This is a genomic window from Streptomyces sp. DT2A-34, assembly GCF_030499515.1.
Taxonomy (GTDB): domain Bacteria; phylum Actinomycetota; class Actinomycetes; order Streptomycetales; family Streptomycetaceae; genus Streptomyces.
The window spans coordinates 590854-609552 of sequence record NZ_JASTWJ010000001.1 but is presented as its reverse complement, the minus strand read 5'-3'; the positions used below and the strand labels follow the sequence as shown (position 1 = coordinate 609552).

1 protein-coding gene (only partly in view) is annotated in these 18699 nt (G+C 74.4%); it reads left to right on the top strand.

The window, feature by feature from the left end; translation table 11 throughout:
* Positions 1-18699: the 3' portion of a type I polyketide synthase gene (locus QQM39_RS02365; RefSeq protein WP_301994907.1), read on the top strand. It extends 8349 nt beyond the left edge of the window; the window shows 18699 of its 27048 coding nt (coding positions 8350-27048); its start codon lies beyond the left edge, outside the window; its stop codon occupies positions 18697-18699.

The following is an 18699-nucleotide window of genomic DNA, read 5'->3' as shown; positions in this document are numbered from 1 at the left end:
CGTCTGGTCACCGTCGTCGCCGGACTCGACGGCGAGGACCAGGTCGCCGTCCGCTCGACCGGTGTCCTAGGCCGCCGCCTCGCCCGCCGACCGGTCGACGCGCTGCCTGCCGGCCTCCCCGTCTCCGGCACGGTGCTGATCACCGGCGGCACCGGCGGCCTGGGCGCCACCACCGCCAGGTGGCTCGCCGGACGCGGTGCCGAGACCCTCGTCCTGACCAGCCGACGTGGCCCGGACGCGCCGGGCGCCGCCGAACTCAGGGCGGAGCTGGAGGAGTTGGGGTCCCGGGTGGAGATCGTCGCCTGCGACGTCGCCGACCGCGCCGCACTCCAGCACCTCCTGGACGGCATCGACGACCTCACCGGCGTCGTGCACGCCGCCGGCACCCCCCAGCAGGCGCCGCTGGAGCACACCGACCTGACCGCGTTCGCGGACGTGCTGGCCGCAAAGGTCGACGGTGCCCGACACCTCGACGAACTCGTCGGTGACATCGGCTTCTTCGTCCTGTTCGGCTCGATCGCCGGCGTGTGGGGGAGCGGCGGCCAGGCCGCCTACGGTGCGGCCAACGCGTACTGCGACGCGCTCGCCGAGCATCGCAGGGCACGTGGTCTCGCGGCCACGTCCATAGCCTGGGGACCCTGGGCCGAGGTCGGCATGGCGACCCACGCCGCGATGTCGGAGCACCTGTCCAAACGAGGCCTGACCCTCCTTCCGCCCGAGCAGGCGGTCACCGAACTCAACCGTGCCCTCGTGCACGGCGACACCTGCGTCACCGTCGCCGACGTCGCCTGGGAGAGCTACTTCCCGGTCTTCACCTCGGTGCGGCCGAGCCCGCTGCTCGCCGACCTGCCCGAGACGAAGGCGCTGCTCACCGGGGCCGCCGAACCCGCGCGGCACGACTCCGACTTCGTGCGCGGGCTGCGCGATCTGCCGGAGGACGACCGGCGGCGCCGCATCGTCGACCTGGTCCGTGCCGAGGCCGCGGCGACGCTGGGCCACGGCTCCGCCGACGAGGTGGGCGAGCACCGCGCCTTCCGCGACATCGGCTTCGACTCGCTCACCGGCGTCGAACTGCGCAAGAAACTCTCCGACGCCACCGGGCTCCCGCTGCCCGCCACGCTGGTCTTCGACTACCCGACCCCCGCGGTCCTCGCCGACCACCTGCTCGCCGAACTGCTCGGCGCCACCGAAGCCGACACCGTCTGGACCGCCCACCGCGACGGCTCCGACGAACCCATCGCCATCATCGGCATGTCGTGCCGCTTCCCCGGCGGCGCCGACACCCCGGAGCGGTTCTGGGACATGGTGCTCGCGGGCACCGACGCGATCACCGAGTTCCCCGGCGACCGCGGCTTCGACATGGGCCAGTTGTACGACCCGGACCCCGACCGACCCGGCACGACGTACACCACCGCCGGCGGCTATCTGCCGGACGCCGGCGACTTCGACCCGGCGTTCTTCGGGATCTCGCCGCGCGAGGCCACCGGCATGGACCCGCAGCAGCGGCTGCTGCTGGAGACCACCTGGGAGGCGGTCGAGCGGGCCGGCCTCGACCCCGCCGCGCTGCGCGGCGACCGGGTCGGCGCGTTCATCGGGTCCAGCTACATCGAATACGGCGGTGGCGACGGCGGCGGCAGCGAGGGCTACGCCGTCACCGGCAGCAGCCCGTCGGTGCTGTCGGGCCGGGTGTCGTACGTGTTCGGCTTCGAGGGCCCGGCCGTCACCGTCGACACCGCCTGCTCGTCGTCCCTGGTCGCCCTGCACCTGGCCTGCCAGTCGCTGCGGTCCGGGGAGAGCACGTACGCCGTCGCCGGCGGCGCCACCGTGATGCCGAACCCGAAGCCGCTCATCGCGTTCTCCCGGCAGCGCGCCCTGGCGAAGGACGGCCGCTGCAAGGCGTTCGACGACTCCGCCGACGGCATGATCCTGTCCGAGGGCATCGGCATGCTGTTCCTCGCGAAGCTCTCCGACGCGCGCCGGGGCGGGCTCCCGGTGCTGGCCGTCGTACGCGGCTCCGCGGTCAACCAGGACGGCGCGTCCAACGGACTGTCGGCCCCCAACGGCCCTTCCCAGCAGCGCGTCATCCAGCAGGCCCTGGCCAACGCCGACGTGCTGCCGTCCGAGGTGGACGCCCTGGACGCCCACGGCACCGGCACCGCGCTCGGCGACCCCATCGAGGCGCAGGCACTGCTCAACACCTACGGCCGCGACCGCGACGCCGACCGGCCGCTGCTGCTCGGCTCGGTGAAGTCGAACATCGGCCACACCCAGTCCGCGGCCGGTGTGGCGTCGGTGATCAAGATGGTGATGGCGCTGCGGCACGAGGTCCTGCCGCAGACCCTGCACCTCAACGCGCCGTCCTCGCACGTCGACTGGAGCTCCGGCGCGCTGTCGCTGCTCAAGGAGCCCACGCCGTGGCCGGAGACGGGCCGCGCGGCGCGCGCCGCCGTGTCGTCGTTCGGCATCAGCGGCACCAACGCCCACGTGATCCTGGAACAGGTGCCGGGCGACGACGCCCCGGTCGCCGAAGAGGTGAGCGAGGCGCCCGTCCCGGTCCTCGACGGCACGGCCGTCGCCCCCTGGGTCGTCTCCGCGAAGTCCGACGCCGCGCTGCTCGCCCAGGTGGAGCGGCTGCGTGAGGTGCCGGGCAGCCCGCACGACATCGGGTTCTCGCTCGCCCACCGCTCCCTGTTCGACCACCGCGCGGTGCTGCTGGACGGCGTCGAGATCGCGCGCGGCGTCGCGGACCTGGAACGCAAGGTCACCTTCGTCTTCCCCGGCCAGGGCACCCAGTGGGTCGGCATGGGCGCTCAACTGCTCGACGAGTCACCGGTGTTCGCCGCCCGGCTCGCCGAGTGCGCCGCCGCACTGCGCCCGTTCACCGACTGGTCGCTCATCGACGTCATCCGCGGCGGCGGCTCGCTGGACCGCGTGGACGTCGTCCAGCCCGCCTCCTGGGCGGTGATGGTGTCCCTCGCCGAGGTGTGGAAGGCGTACGGCGTCACCCCCGACGCCGTGATCGGCCACTCCCAGGGCGAGATCGCCGCCGCCGCGGTGTCCGGCGCGCTGTCGCTGGAGGACGCCGCGCGCGTGGTGGCGCTGCGCAGCCAGGCCATCGGGCGCACCATGTCCGGCTCCGGCAGCATCGTGTCCATCGCGCTGTCCGCCGCCGAGATCGAGCCGCGCCTCGCCGAATGGGGCGACCGGCTTTCGCTCGCCGCCACCAACGGCCCCCGCTCGGTCGCGGTCTCCGGCGACCTGGAGGCCCTGGACGCGCTGTGCGGGGCGCTCGCCGAGGAAGGCGTCCGCGTGCGCCGGATCGAGGTCGACTACGCCTCGCACTCCGCGCAGGTGGAGGTGCTCCGCGAGGAACTCCTGCGCGACCTGGCGCCTATCCGGCCGCTGGAACCCGGGGTCCCGTTCCTCTCCACGGTCACCGGCGAGTGGAACAACGCCACCACCGACGCCGAGTACTGGTTCACCAACCTGCGCCGCACCGTGCGCCTCGCCGAGGCCGTGGACACGCTCCTCGCGGCCGGGCACCAGGCGTTCATCGAGGTCAGCTCGCATCCCGTGCTCACCCCTGGCGTACAGGACGCCGCGCAGGACGCGGGCCGGCGCGCCGTCGTCACCGGCACCCTGCGCCGTGACGCGGGCGGCGCCGCCCGGGTGCTCGCCTCGGTCGCCGAGGTGTGGGTGCGCGGGATTCCGGTGCGCTGGAAGGAGCAGTTCGCCGGGGCGCGCCGCGTCGACCTGCCGACGTACGCCTTCCAGCGTGAGCGGTTCTGGACCGGCCCGGCCATGCCGCCGCAGGCCGCCGGTGCCGCCGACCCGGCCGACGCCGCGTTCTGGACAGCGGTCGAGCAGTCCGACCTCGCCACGCTCACCCGCTCACTGCACCTCGACGAGGAGACCCTCGCCGCCGTCCTGCCCGCGCTCACCACCTGGCGTCAGGCGGGCCGTGACCGCTCCACCACCGACGCCTGGCGCTACCGGGTCACCTGGAAGCCCCTGCGCGGCCTCAACGGCGCCACCCTCACCGGCACTTGGCTGGTCGTCGCCGCCGACGACAGCGACGACGCCGACGTGGTCGCGGCCCTGGAAGCCGGGGGCGCCGAGGTCCGCCGCATCACGCTCGGCGAGGCCGACGCGGACCGTGCCGTCCTCGCGGCCAGGCTCTGCGACCTCGCCGACGCCGACCTCGCCGGCATCGTCTCGCTGCTGCCCGCCGCCGAGCGGCCGGCCACGCTCGGGCTGCCGCTCGGCCTGCTCCTCACCGTCTCCTTGATCAACGCCCTCGGCGACGCGGGCATCACCGCGCCCGTCTGGAACCTCACCCGCGACGCCCTGTCCACCGGCCGCTCCGACACCGTCACCCACCCCGGCCAGGCCCAGGCCCTGGGCATCGGCTGGACCGCCGCGCTGGAACACCCGCAGCGCTGGGGCGGCTCCATCGACCTGCCCCTCGCACTCGACGCCCGGGCCGGCCGGCGCCTGGTCGCCGCCCTCACCGGGGCCGGTCAGGAGGACCAGCTGGCGATCCGCGCCTCGGGCACCCTCGCCCGCCGGATCGTGCGCGCCCCCGCCCGCCCCGACAAGCGGCGGGAGTGGACGCCGCGCGGCACGACGATCATCACCGGCGGCACCGGCACGCTCGGCCCGCACGTGGCCCGCTGGCTCGCCCACCTGGGCGCCGAGCACCTGGTGCTCACCAGCCGCCGCGGCCTCGACGCGCCCGGCGCCCGCGAACTCGCCGCCGAACTCGCCGAGATCGGCACCCCCACCACGGTGGTGGCCTGCGACGTCGCCGACCGCGATGCCGTCGCCGCCCTGCTCGACGACCTGCGCGCGAACGGCCACGACATCCGCTCGGTGATCCACACCGCCGCGGTCATCGGCCTGCACTCCATCGGCGGCGCCACCCCCCAGGCACTCGCCGACATCCTCAGTGCCAAGGTGGACGGCGCCCGCCACCTCGACGAGCTGCTCACCGAGGACCTCGACGCGTTCGTGCTGTTCTCGTCGGTCTCCGGCATGTGGGGCAGCGGCGACCACGCCGCCTACGTCGCCGGCAACGCCTACCTCAACTCGCTCGCCGCCGCCCGCCGGGCCCGCGGCCTGCGCTGCACCGCCGTCTCGTGGGGCATCTGGTCCGACGACCTCGGCCTCGGCCGCGTCGACACCGAGCAGATCCGGCGCAGCGGCCTGGAGTTCATGCCGGCCCGCCTCGCGCTCGCCTCGCTGGAGCGGGCGATCGAGGACGACGAGACCGAGCTGGCCATCGCCGACGTCGCCTGGGACCGCTACCACCCCGTGTTCACGGCCGTCCGGCCCACCACGCTCTTCGACGAGCTCCCCGAGGTGCGGGCGCTCACCACGGCCGCCGCACAGTCGGCCGGAAACGAGCAGGCCGACGGGTTCGCGGCGAAGCTGCGCGCCCTGCCGCCCGCCGAGCGGCAGCAGACCCTGCTCGACCTCGTACGCGCCCAGGCGGCCGGCGTGCTCGGAATGGCGAGCCCCGACGCGCTCACCGAGCACCGGGCCTTCCGCGAGGCCGGCTTCGACTCCATCACCGCCGTCGACCTGCGCAACAAGCTCGCCGCCGCGACCGGCCTCACCCTGCCCACCACGATGGTCTTCGACCACCCGAGCCCCCTCTCCCTCGCCGAGTTCCTGCTCGCCGAGATCCTCGGCTCCGACCCGACGGCACAGCAGCCGGTCGTCGCGGCCGCGGCCACCGACGAGCCCATCGCCATCATCGGCATGGCCTGCCGCTACCCCGGCGGCGTCAGCTCGCCCGAGGACCTGTGGCGGGTCGTGCTCGACGGCGTCGACGCCATCTCCGGCTTCCCCGCCGACCGCGGCTGGGACGCCTCCGCGCTCTACAACCCCGACCCCGACGCCCCCGGCGGCGCCTACTCCGTGCAGGGCGGATTCCTGCACGACGTCGCCGACTTCGACCCCGGCTTCTTCGGCATCTCGCCCCGCGAGGCCCTCGCCATGGACCCGCAGCAGCGCCTCCTCCTGGAGACCGCCTGGGAGTCCATGGAACGCGCCGGCATCGACCCGCACACCCTGCGCGGCAGCCGCACCGGCGCCTTCATCGGCGCGAGCTACCAGGACTACTCCTCCGGCGGCTCCGGAGCGGCCCCCGGCGACGAGGGCCACATGATCACCGGCACGCTCTCCAGCGTGCTGTCCGGCCGGGTGTCGTACCTCTTCGGCCTCGAAGGCCCCGCCGTCACCCTCGACACCGCCTGCTCGTCCTCCCTGGTCGCGATGCACCTGGCCTGCCAGTCGCTGCGCGACGGCGAGAGCAGCCTCGCCCTCGCCGGCGGCGTCAGCGTCATGGCCACCCCGGGCGCCTTCGTCGGCTTCAGCCGGCAGCGCGCCCTCGCCAAGGACGGCCGCTGCAAGGCCTACTCCGACTCCGCCGACGGCATGACCCTCGCCGAGGGCGTCGGCCTGGTCCTGATGGAACGCCTCTCCGACGCCATCGCGGCCGGCCACCGAGTCCTCGCCGTCGTCCGCGGCTCCGCCATCAACCAGGACGGCGCCTCCAACGGCCTCACCGCACCCAACGGCCCCTCCCAGCAGCGCGTCATCCGCCAGGCCCTGGCCAACGCGCGCCTCGCACCGTCCGACGTGGACGCCATCGAGGGCCACGGCACCGGCACGGACCTCGGCGACCCCATCGAGTCGCAGGCCCTCCTCGCCACCTACGGCCAGGACCGCGCCGCCGACCGGCCGCTGCTGCTCGGCTCCGTGAAGTCCAACATCGGCCACACCCAGATGGCCTCCGGCGTCGCCTCCGTCATCAAGATGGTCCAGGCACTCCAGACCGGCATCCTGCCCCGCACCCTCCACGTCGACCAGCCGTCCACCAAGGTCGACTGGTCCACCGGGACCGTCGAACTGCTCACCGAGCAGCAGCCCTGGCCCGAGACCGGCCGCGCCCGCCGGGGCGCGGTGTCGTCCTTCGGACTCAGCGGCACCAACGCGCACCTGCTCCTGGAACAGGCGCCGCCCACCGCGGACCCGGCACCGGAACCCGCCCCGACCCTGGTCCCGGTACTGCTGTCGGCACGCGCCGACGAGGCCCTGCGACAGCAGGCCGCACGGCTGCTGGAACTGGACGCCAACCCCGTCGACCTCGCCGGATCCCTGGCCCGCCACCGCTCCACCTTCGAGCGGCGCGCCGTCATCGTGGCGCACGACCACGCCGGACTCGTACGCGGCCTGACCGCACTGCGCGACGACCTCCCGGACGCCTCCCTCGTCCGCGGCACCGCCGCCCGGGGTCGTACGGCACTGCTGTTCACCGGCCAGGGCTCCCAACGCCTTGGCATGGGCCGCGAGTTGTACGACACCCACTCCGCGTTCGCCGACGCCCTGGACGCCGTCTGCGTCCACCTCGACGCCGAACTGGACCGGCCGCTGCGCGAGGTGATGTGGGGCGAGGACCAGGACACCCTCGACCGCACCGGATACGCCCAGCCCGCGATCTTCGCACTCGAAGTCGCCCTGTACCGCCTGGTCGAGTCGTGGGGCGTCACGCCCGACCACCTCGCCGGGCACTCGATCGGTGAGGTCGCGGCCGCGCATGTGGCGGGTGTGTTGTCGCTGGAGGACGCGTGTGCGCTGGTGTCGGCGCGGGCGCGGTTGATGCAGGCGTTGCCGTCGGGTGGGGCGATGGTGGCGGTGGAGGCGACCGAGGAGGAGGTGGCTGCGTACCTGGATGGTGCGGTGTCGATCGCCGCGGTCAACGGGCCGTCGTCGGTGGTGGTCGCGGGTGACGAGGCCGATGTGGCGCGGGTCGTGGAGCGGTTCGCGGACCGTCGTACGAAGCGGCTGAAGGTGTCGCATGCCTTCCACTCGCCGTTGATGGACCCGATGCTGGACGACTTCCGTGCCGCCATCGCGGGGCTGTCGTTCAACGCCCCCGAGATCCCGCTCACCACCAGCGGTGACGTGACCGACCCGGAGTACTGGGTGCGGCACGTGCGCGAGACGGTGCGATTCGCCGACGCCGTACGGCAGTTGGAGAGCCGGGGCGTGCGGACGTACCTGGAACTCGGACCCGACGGCGTGCTGTGCGGCATGGCGGGGGAGAGCCTGACCGAGGACGCCGTACTGGTCCCGGCGCTGCGCGGTGAGCGGCCCGAAGCCGCCACCCTGCTCATCGCGCTGGCGGGCGTGCATGTGCGCGGCACCGCGGTCGACTGGCGGGCGTACTTCGACGGTGCCGGAGCGCGCACCGTCGACCTTCCGACCTACCCGTTCCAGCACCGGCGCTACTGGCCGGAGCCCGTCGCGCCGCAGTCGGCGCAGGCCGCCGGCGACAGTGTCGACGACACGTTCTGGGACGCCGTCGAGCGCGAGGACTTCGCCGCGCTCGCCGAATGGCGCACCCGCAAGCTCCGGTCCACCGTGGACTCCTGGCGCTACGGCGTCACCTGGAAGCCGCTCACCGCGACCGGCGTGGCGACCGGGCCGTGGCTGGTGCTGACGGCGGACGGCCACGACGCCGCCGACGTCCGGGACATCGTGGCCGCGCTCGGCGCCGGAACCGAAGTGATCGAGGCCGACACCGACCGGGCCGCGCTCGCCGCCCGACTCGACGGCGGCTCCTACGCCGGTGTGCTCTCGCTCGTGGCGCTCGGCACCGACACCGAGACCGCCCTCGCCCGTACCACCCTCGTCGTGCAGGCACTCGGGGACGCGGGCGTCGACGCCCCGCTGTGGGTAGCCACCCGCGGCGCGGTGTCGGTCGGCGGTTCCGAAACCGTCACCCGGCCCGAACAGGCCGCCGTGTGGGGTCTGGGCCGGGTCGTCGCCCTCGAACACCCCACCCGCTGGGGCGGTTCGGTCGACCTGCCGGAGCAGCTGGACCGCAACTCCCTGCGCCGTCTCGCGGGCATCCTCGCCCAGCGCGGCGAGGACCAGGTCGCGGTGCGCCCCTCCGGCACCTACGGCCGCCGCCTGAGCCGCAAGGCCGTCCACGGCACCGCGCGCGAGTTCCGCCCCGGCACGGCCCTGGTCACCGGCGGCACCGGCGGCATCGGCGCGCACGTCGCCCGCTGGCTCGCCGCCCACGGCGCCGAGAAGATCGTCCTGGTCAGCAGGCGTGGCACGGACGCGCCCGGCGCGGCCGAACTCGCCGCCGAACTGGGCGAGAAGGCCGTCATCGCCGCCTGCGACGTCGCCGACCGCGACGCGCTCGCCGCCCTGCTTGCCGAGCACCCGGTCACCTCGGTGTTCCACACGGCCGGCGTCGTGGACGACGGGCTGGTCGAGACGATGGCACCGGACGCCTTCGCGAGCGTGCTGCGCGCCAAGGAGACCGCCACCCGCAACCTGCACGAACTGACCGCCGACCTGGACGCGTTCGTCCTGTTCGCCTCCACCGCGGGCGTCATCGGCGCCGCCGGACAGGGCAACTACGCGGCGGCCAACGCCTTCCTCGACGCCTTCGCCGAACACCGGCGCGCCCAGGGCCTCGCGGCCACCTCCGTGGCATGGGGCCCGTGGGCCGAGGCCGGGATGGCCGTCGACGGCGCCGGGGTGTCCGAGCGGCTGCGGCGCGGCGGGTTCACGCCTCTGGCGCCGGACCTCGCGATGGCCGCGCTGCGCCAGGCGATCGAGCACGGCGACGCCTCGGTGACGGTCGCCGACATCGACTGGGAACGCTATCTGCCGGCCCTGGCAGGCCTGCGGCCCGCGCCGCTCGTCGACGACCTGCCCGAGGTCAGGCGCCTGCGCACCGCCGAGGACACCGCCGGGGCCGAGCAGCCTCAGGTACGCGGCCGGCTCGCGTCCCTGCCCGCCGCGGATCGCGCCCGCGCCGTACTCGACCTGGTACGCGGCCAGATCGCCGCCGTCCTCGGGCACGCGAACGCCGCCGAGGTCGACGTCGACCGGGCCTTCCTGGACCTCGGCTTCGACTCGCTGACCACGCTGGAGCTGCGCAACCGCCTCCAGGCCGCACTGGAGCTGACGCTGCCCGCGTCCCTGCTCTACGACTACCCGACCCCGGCGGAGCTGGCCGAGTTCCTGCGCGCCGAAGCACTGGGCGGGACAGGGGCCGAGTCCGGCACCTCGGCGCCCGCCGTGACGGCCGCCCCGCTCGACGACGACCCGATCGCCGTCGTCGGCATCGGCTGCCGCTTCCCCGGCGGCGTCGGCTCGCCGGAGGAGATGTGGCGGCTGCTGGCCGAGGGACGGGACGGCGTCAGCGCGTTCCCCGCCGACCGCGGCTGGGACCTCGACGCCCTCGGCGCCGGCGCCTCCGCCGCCCTGGAGGCCGGATTCCTCGACGCGGTCGCCGACTTCGACGCCGGCTTCTTCGGCATCTCGCCGCGCGAGGCCCTGTCCATGGACCCGCAGCAGCGACTCGTCCTGGAGACCGCCTGGGAGGCCCTGGAGCGGGCCGGCATCGACCCCTCGCGCCTGCGCGGCAGCAGCACCGGCGTGTTCATCGGCACCAACGGCCAGGACTACGAGAACGTCCTGCGCCGCGCCACCGAGGACACCGTCGCCGAGGTCCAGGGATACCTGGCCACCGGCAACACCGCGTCGGTGATGTCCGGCCGGCTGTCCTACGTACTCGGCCTGGAGGGCCCGGCCGTCACCGTCGACACCGCCTGCTCCTCCTCCCTGGTCGCCCTGCACTGGGCCGCCAAGGCGCTGCGCGGCGGCGAGTGCACGCTCGCCCTCGCGGGCGGCGTGTCGGTCATGTCCAGCCCCGACTCGTTCGTGGAGTTCACCACCCAGGGCGGCCTCGCCCCCGACGGCCGCTGCAAGGCCTTCGCCGAGGCCGCCGACGGCACCGCGTGGTCCGAGGGCGCCGGTCTGCTCGTACTGGAGCGGCTGTCCGACGCGGTCGCCAACGGACACGACGTCCTTGCCGTCGTCCGCGGCTCGGCCGTCAACCAGGACGGCGCCTCCAACGGCCTCACCGCGCCCAACGGCCCCTCCCAGCAGCGCGTGATCCGGCAGGCCCTCGCCGACGCAGGCCTCTCGCCCGCCGACATCGACGCCATCGAGGCGCACGGCACCGGCACCACGCTGGGCGACCCGATCGAGGCGCAGGCCCTGCTGTCCACGTTCGGCGGCACGGACCGGCCGGCCCCGCTCTACCTGGGCTCGGTCAAGTCGAACATCGGCCACGCGCAGGCCGCCGCCGGTGTCGCCGGCGTCATCAAGATGGTGCTCGCGATGCGACACGGCATGCTGCCCAGGACGCTGCACGTCGACGCGCCCACCTCGCACGTCGACTGGTCCTCGGGCACGCTGGCGCTGCTCGGCGACTCCGTCGACTGGCCGGAGAACGGGCATCCGCGCCGGTCCGGTGTCTCGGCGTTCGGCCTCAGCGGGACCAACGCCCACGTCATCCTGGAGGAGGGCCCCGCCGCCACGGCCCCGGCCCCGGCCGACGCGGATCGAGCCCCGGGCACCCCGTGGCTGGTCTCCGCGAAGTCCGAACACGCCCTGCGCGCCCAGATCGAGCGGATCAGGACGGTGGACGCCGCCCCGCTCGACATCGCCTACTCACTGGCCACCACCCGAACCGCCTTCCCGCACCGCGTCCTCCTCGTCGACGGCACAGAGATCGCCAACGGCACCGCCCGCAAGGCCGCCGCAACGGCACTGCTGTTCTCCGGGCAGGGATCCCAACGGCTGGGTATGGGACGGGAGTTGTACGAGCGGTTCCCGGTCTTCGCCGACGCCCTGGACGACGTACTGGCACATCTGGAGCCGGGGCTGCGGGAGGTGATGTGGGGTGAGGACGCGGAACTGCTGAACCGGACCGGCCACACGCAGCCCGCACTGTTCGCGCTCCAGGTCGCGCTGTACCGGCTGGCGGAATGGCTGGGCATACGGGCCGACCACCTCGCCGGTCATTCCATCGGTGAGATCGCGGCGGCCCATGTGGCCGGTGTCCTCGCCCTGGAGGACGCCGCGAAGCTGGTGACGGCCCGGGCGACGCTGATGCAGGCGTTGCCTGCCGGGGGCGCCATGGTGGCCATCGAGGCGACGGAGGAGGAAGTCGCCGCGCAGGTCACCGAGTCGGTATCCATCGCGGCCGTCAACGGCCCGTCGTCCGTGGTGATCGCGGGCGAGGAGACCGAGGTCGAGCGGATCGCCGAAGCCTTCGGCGACCGCAGGACCAAGCGGCTGAGGGTCTCCCACGCGTTCCACTCGCCGCTGATGGACCCGATGCTGGACGACTTCCGCGCCGCCCTCACCGGGCTCACCTTCCATGAGCCGACGATCCCGATCGTGACCAGCGGCGATGTGACCGACCCGGAGCACTGGGTCCGCCACGTCCGCGAAACCGTCCGCTTCCACGACCACGTCACCGCGCTGCGCTCCGACGGCGCCACGACGTTCCTGGAGATCGGCCCCGACGGCGTACTCTCCGCGCTCGTCGAGGACGCCGTGCCCGCACTGCGCAAGGACCGCGACGAGCGGGACGCGTTCGCCCTCGCCCTCGGTCACCTGTTCCTGCGGGGCACCGGCATCGAGTGGGAGAGGTACTACGAGGGCACCGGCGCCCGCCGCGTGGCACTGCCGACATACGCCTTCCAGCGTGAGCGCTACTGGCCGCACACCATCTCGTCCGCGCAGCCGGCCCGCGCCGCCGTGGACGGCTGGCTGTACGACGTGACGTGGGCCCCGGTCGCGGCGGGGACCGGCGCGCCGCAGGGGCGTTGGCTTGCGCTGGTGCCGGAGGGCGACGCGTGGGCGGCCGAGGCCGTTGCCGCGTTCGGCGGGGATGCGGAGGTGGCCCACGAGGTGCGGGCCGGCGACTACGCCGGGGTGCTCTCGCTGCTGCCCACCGGTCCGGCTCAACTGCTGGCGGACCTGGCGGAGGCCGGGGTCACGGCGCCGCTGTGGTGCGTCACCCGGGGCGCGGTCGCGGTCGGCGACGAGCCACTGCGCAGCCCCGCCCTGGCCCCGGTCTGGGGCGAGGGTCAGGTCGCCGCGCTGGAGCACCCCGAGCGCTGGGGCGGCCTGGTCGACCTGGCCGAGCCCGTCGCCGACTGGTTCGCCCGGATACCCGAGGGCGAGGACCAGGTCGCGATCCGCGCCGACGGAGTCCACGCCCGGCGGCTGGCCCGTACGACCGTCACCGCGCCGTCCTGGACGCCGCGCGGCACGGTCCTCGTCGTCGGCGCCGACGGCACGATGGGACGGCATGCGGTGCGGTGGCTGGAGGACGAGGGAGACGACGTCGTCGTCAGCCACGATCTCGACGACCTGGAGCGGGCCGACGCCGTCCTCTACGTCGGCGAGGACACCCCGCTCGACGTCCTGTACGACCTCGACGAACGGCTCGGCGACCGGGAGCTGGACGCCTTCGTGGTGTTCGGGTCCGTCGCCGGGATCTGGGGCGCGCGGGGGCAGGGTCCGCAGGCCGCGCACGGCGCGCTGGTCGACGCGTTCGCCCGCGGGCGGCGCGACCGGGGCCGTACGGCACTGTGCGTGGCGTGGGGCCCGTGGGCCGACACGACCGACCCGAGCATGACCGCGCACCTGCGGCTGAGCGGCATGCCGGTCATGCCCGCCCGGCAGGCGCTGTCCGCGCTCGGGCTCGCGGTCGCGGCCGGGCGCGGCACGGTCGCCGTGGTGGATGTGCGCTGGGAGACGTTCGCGCCCGCGTTCGGCCCCAGCACCGTCTTCGCCGCCCTGCCCGAGGCCCGCGTCGAGGCCGCCGAGCCCGACTCCGCCCTCGCGCAGCGGCTCCTTGAGCTGCCGGAGTACGAGCGGCAGGGCGAGGTGCTCACGCTGGTGCGCGAGCGCGCGGCCGTGGTGCTCGGCCACTCCGGGCCCGACGCGATCGAACCGGACGTGCCGTTCCGCGACCTGGGCTTCGACTCGCTCACCGCGCTCGACCTGCGCAACCAGATCGGCGCCGCGACCGGCCGCACCCTGCCCGCGACGCTCGTCTTCGACCACCCGACACCCGGCGAACTCGCCACCCACCTGCTCGACGAGGTGCTCGGCACCACCGAGGACCCGGCCGAGGGCGTACTCGTCCCACGGACCAGGGCCCTCGACGAGCCCATCGCCATCGTCGGCATGGGCTGCCGCTACCCCGGCGGCGTGACGAGCCCCGAGGACCTGTGGCGGCTGCTCCTCGACGGCATCGACGCCACCGGCGACATGCCGGCGGACCGGGGCTGGGACCTGGCCGCGCTGGCCGCCGGACAGAGCGCCACCCGGCGCGGCGGATTCCTGTACGACGTCGCCGACTTCGACCCGGACTTCTTCTCCATCTCGCCGCGCGAGGCCCTCGTCATGGACCCGCAGCAGCGCCTCGTGCTGGAGACGGCCTGGGAGGCACTGGAGCGCGCGGGCATCGACCCGGGCCTGCTGCGCGGCACCGACACCGGCGTGTTCGTCGGCGGCGGCAGCGGCGAGTACCGGCCCTCCCCGGAGGAGACCGGCCTGGAGTGGCAGACCGCGCAGTCCGCGTCGCTGCTGTCCGGCCGCCTCGCCTACACCTTCGGCCTCCAGGGGCCGACGGCATCGGTCGACACCGCGTGCTCCTCGTCCCTGGTCGCCATGCACCTGGCCGCGCAGGCGCTGCGTGCGGGCGAGTGCTCCATGGCGCTGGCCGGCGGTGTGTGCGTGATGTCGACGCCGGTCGGGTTCATCGAGTTCAGCGCCCAGGGCGCCCTGTCCGAGGACGGTCGCTGCAAGGCGTTCTCCGACGACGCCGACGGCACCGGCTGGGCCGAGGGCGTGGGCATGCTCGTACTGGAGAGGCTGTCGGACGCGCGTCGCAACGGCCACCAGGTCCTCGCGGTGGTCCGCGGCAGCGCCATCAACTCCGACGGCGCCTCCAACGGCCTGACCGCACCCAGCGGCCCCGCCCAGCAGCGGGTCATCCACCATGCGCTCGCCGCCTCCGGACTGCGCCCGAACGACGTGGACGCCGTCGAGGCGCACGGCACCGGCACCAAGCTCGGCGACCCGATCGAGGCCCAGGCGCTGATCGCCGCCTACGGCCGGGAGCGGGCCAACCCGCTGCTGCTCGGCGCCGTCAAGTCCAACCTCGGCCACACCCAGGCCGCCTCCGGTGTCGCCGGTGTGATCAAGATGGTCATGGCGCTACGGGCGGGCGAACTGCCCCGCACGCTGCACGCCGAGAAACCCACCACGCACGTCGACTGGAGTGCCGGCACGGTCAAGTTGCTGTCGGAGCGGACACCGTGGCCCAACACCGGCCGGGTGCGCAGGGCGGGTGTCTCGTCGTTCGGCGCGAGCGGCACCAACGCGCACGTGATCATCGAGCAGGCCGAGCCCGAGCCCACGAAGCCGGTGGAGCACACGGCCGGAGTGCTGCCGGTGCTCGTCTCCGGGCGTACCCCCGCAGCGCTGCGCGACCAGGCCGCCCGCCTGCTCACCACCGCGTCCACCGCCGAACCCGCCGACCTGGCCTACTCGGCGGCGACCGGCCGCGCCGCCTTCGAGCACCGGGCGGTGGTCCTCGCCGACGGCCGGGACGACCTGCTGGCCGGCCTCACCGCACTGTCGGAGGGTGTCCGCACCCCGCACGTCGTCGTCGACGAGGCCGCCCGGGCGGGCAAGCTCGCCTTCCTGTTCGCCGGACAGGGCTCGCAGCGGCTCGGCATGGGCCGCGCACTGTACGAGCGGTTCCCGGTGTTCCGGGCCGCGCTGGACGAGGTCACGGAGCTCCTCGACCCGGCGCTGCGGGAGGTCGTCCGCGGCGACGACGAGGCGGCACTGAACCGGACGGGCAACGCCCAACCGGCACTGTTCGCCGTCGAGGTCGCCCTCTACCGGCTCGCCGAGTCGTGGGGGCTGCGGCCCGACTTCCTCGCCGGGCACTCGATCGGCGAGATCGCCGCCGCGCACGTCGCCGGGGTGCTCTCCCTGGCGGACGCGTGCACGCTGGTGTCGGCGCGGGCCTCGCTCATGCAGGCCCTGCCGGCCGGCGGCACCATGGTCGCGGTGCAGGCGTCGGAGGACGCCGTCCTGCCGCACCTCACCGACGGTGTCACGATCGCCGCGGTCAACGGGCCGGAGTCGGTGGTCGTCGCCGGTCCCGAGGAGACGGTCGACGCCGTCGTGGGCCGCTGGAAGCACCGCGGGCTGCGGGTGTCGCACGCCTTCCACTCGCCGCTGATGGACCCGATGCTCGACGAGTTCCGCAAGGTCGTCACGGGTCTGGCCTTCGCCGCGCCGACCATCCCGGTCGTGGCCGGGGGAGACCTGACCGACCCCGAGTACTGGGTACGGCACGTCCGCGAGGCCGTGCGCTTCGCGGACAACGTCCGCACCCTCGCCGAGCGCGGCGTCACGACCCTGGTCGAACTCGGCCCGGACGCCACCCTGTCGGGCCTCGTCCCGGACAACGCCCCCGGCACCGTGGCGATCCCGCTGCTGCGCAAGGACCGCGACGAGGAGACCACCGCCGTCACCGCGCTCGCCAGGCTCCACGCCCGCGGCGTACACGTCGACTGGGCCGGCTTCTTCGGCGGCGGCAACCGCGTCGACCTGCCCACCTACGCCTTCCAGCACCAGCGGTTCTGGCCCTCGACCATGACCGGCACCGCCACACGTTCGGCCGCCGCCGAGCCCGGCAGCGACGACGCCGCGTTCTGGGCCGCCGTCGAGGGCGAGGACTTCGGCGCGCTGGAGCAGGTGCTCGACGTCGACGGCGGCGCGCTCTCCCAGGTGCTGCCCGCCCTGCTCGACTGGCGCCGACAGCACAACGACACGGCGGTCGTGGACAGTTGGCGGCACCGGATCGCCTGGAAGCCGCTGGACGGCGGCTCCGGTACGCCGGCCGGACGCTGGCTGGCCGTGACCCCGGCCGGCGACGACGCCTGGGCGGCACGGGTCGTGGCCGCGCTCGGCGCCGACGTCGTCACCGTCGCGGTCGACACCCCCGACCGCGCCCGGATCGCCGAGGCCCTCGCCCCCCTCGGCACCGGCTTCACCGGCGTGGTCTCCCTGCTCGGCCTCGCCCCCTCGGACCCCGGCGGCACACCGCAGGGCACCCTGCTCACGGCGGCGCTGATCCAGGCGCTCGGCGACGCGGGCCTGACCGCACCGCTGTGGTGCGTCACCCGCGGCGGCGTGGCCGTCAGCGCCGCCGAGGCGCCGGACGACCTGACGCAGTCGGCGATCTGGGGCCTGGGCCGGGTGGCCGCGCTGGAGTACCCGGAGCGCTGGGGCGGCCTGATCGACCTGCCCGCCGAACCCGCCGAACCTGCCGGATCCGCCGGACTCGACGACCGCGTCCTGCGCGGCCTCGCCTCCGTCCTCGCCGGACTCGACGGCGAGGACCAGGTGGCCGTACGGGCGAGCGGCGTCTTCGGCCGCAGGCTCCTCCCCGCGCCCGCCCCCGCGCCGGCCCGCGTCTGGCAGCCGCGCGGCACGGTCCTCATCACCGGCGGCACCGGCGCGCTCGGTGGCCACGTCGCCCGCACCCTCGCCCGCGAGGGCGCCCGCCACCTGCTGCTCCTCAGCAGGCGCGGCCCCGACGCCCCCGGCGCCGAGGAACTGAGCACCGACCTCCGCGACTTGGGCGCCGAAGTCACCATCACCGCCTGCGACGTGTCCGACCGGGCCGCCCTGCAGGCGGTCCTGGACGGGGTGGACGACCTGACCGCCGTGGTCCACACGGCGGGCGTGCTCGACGACGGCGTCCTCGACAAGATGACGCCCGAACGGTTCCAGGACGTGTTCCGCAGCAAGGCCGACCCGGCGCTGCTGCTGGACGAGCTGACCTCGGGCCTCGACGCGTTCGTGCTGTTCTCGTCGGCGTCGTCGGCGGTCGGCAGCCCCGGCCAGGCCAACTACGCCGCCGCGAACGCCATGCTGGACGCGCTAGCCGAACGGCGCCGGGCCCATGGCCTGGCCGCCACCTCGATCGCCTGGGGCGCCTGGGGAGGCGGCGGCATGGCCGACTCCGAGGACGCCGTGGCCAACGCCCAGCGCGCGGGCATCGCGGCGATGGACCCCGAACTCGCCTGCACGGCCCTGCGTCAGCTGGCCGCGGAGGACGGGGCGACCGCGGTCGTCGCGGCCGTCGACAAGGGCCGCTTCTCCGGCGGCTTCCGGCCCAACCCGCTGCTGCGGGAACTCGCCGGACCCCAGGAGACGGCGGCACCCGAAGCGGCACCCTCCGGCGCACTGCGGGAGCAGCTCCTCGGCCTGGCGCCGGCCAAGCGCCACGAGACGCTGCTCGACCTGGTCCGCACCCAGGCCGCCGAGGTACTGGGCCGGACCGACACCGACGCGGTGCGCGCGGACCGCCCGTTCCGCGACCTCGGTTTCGACTCGCTCGCCGTGGTCGAACTGCGCAACCGTCTGGGCGCGGCGACCGGACTGAGCCTCGCCTCCACGCTGGTCTTCGACCACCCCTCGCCCGCCGAGCTGGCCACCCACCTTCTGGACCAGCTGGTACCCGAGGACGCGGCCGAGACCGACGGCGAAGAAGCCGAGATCCGCGACCTCCTGGCCAAGGTGCCGCTCACCCAGCTGCGCGAGATCGGCGTACTGGAACCGCTGCTGCACCTCCTCGGCAAGTCCTCGGCCGAGGAGAGCGACGACACCGGCTCGATCGACGACATGTCCGTCGACGACCTGGTGCAGGCGGCACTCGAAGGACAACTCGGCGGGCAATTGGACGGACAGCTGGACGGACAGCTCGACTGA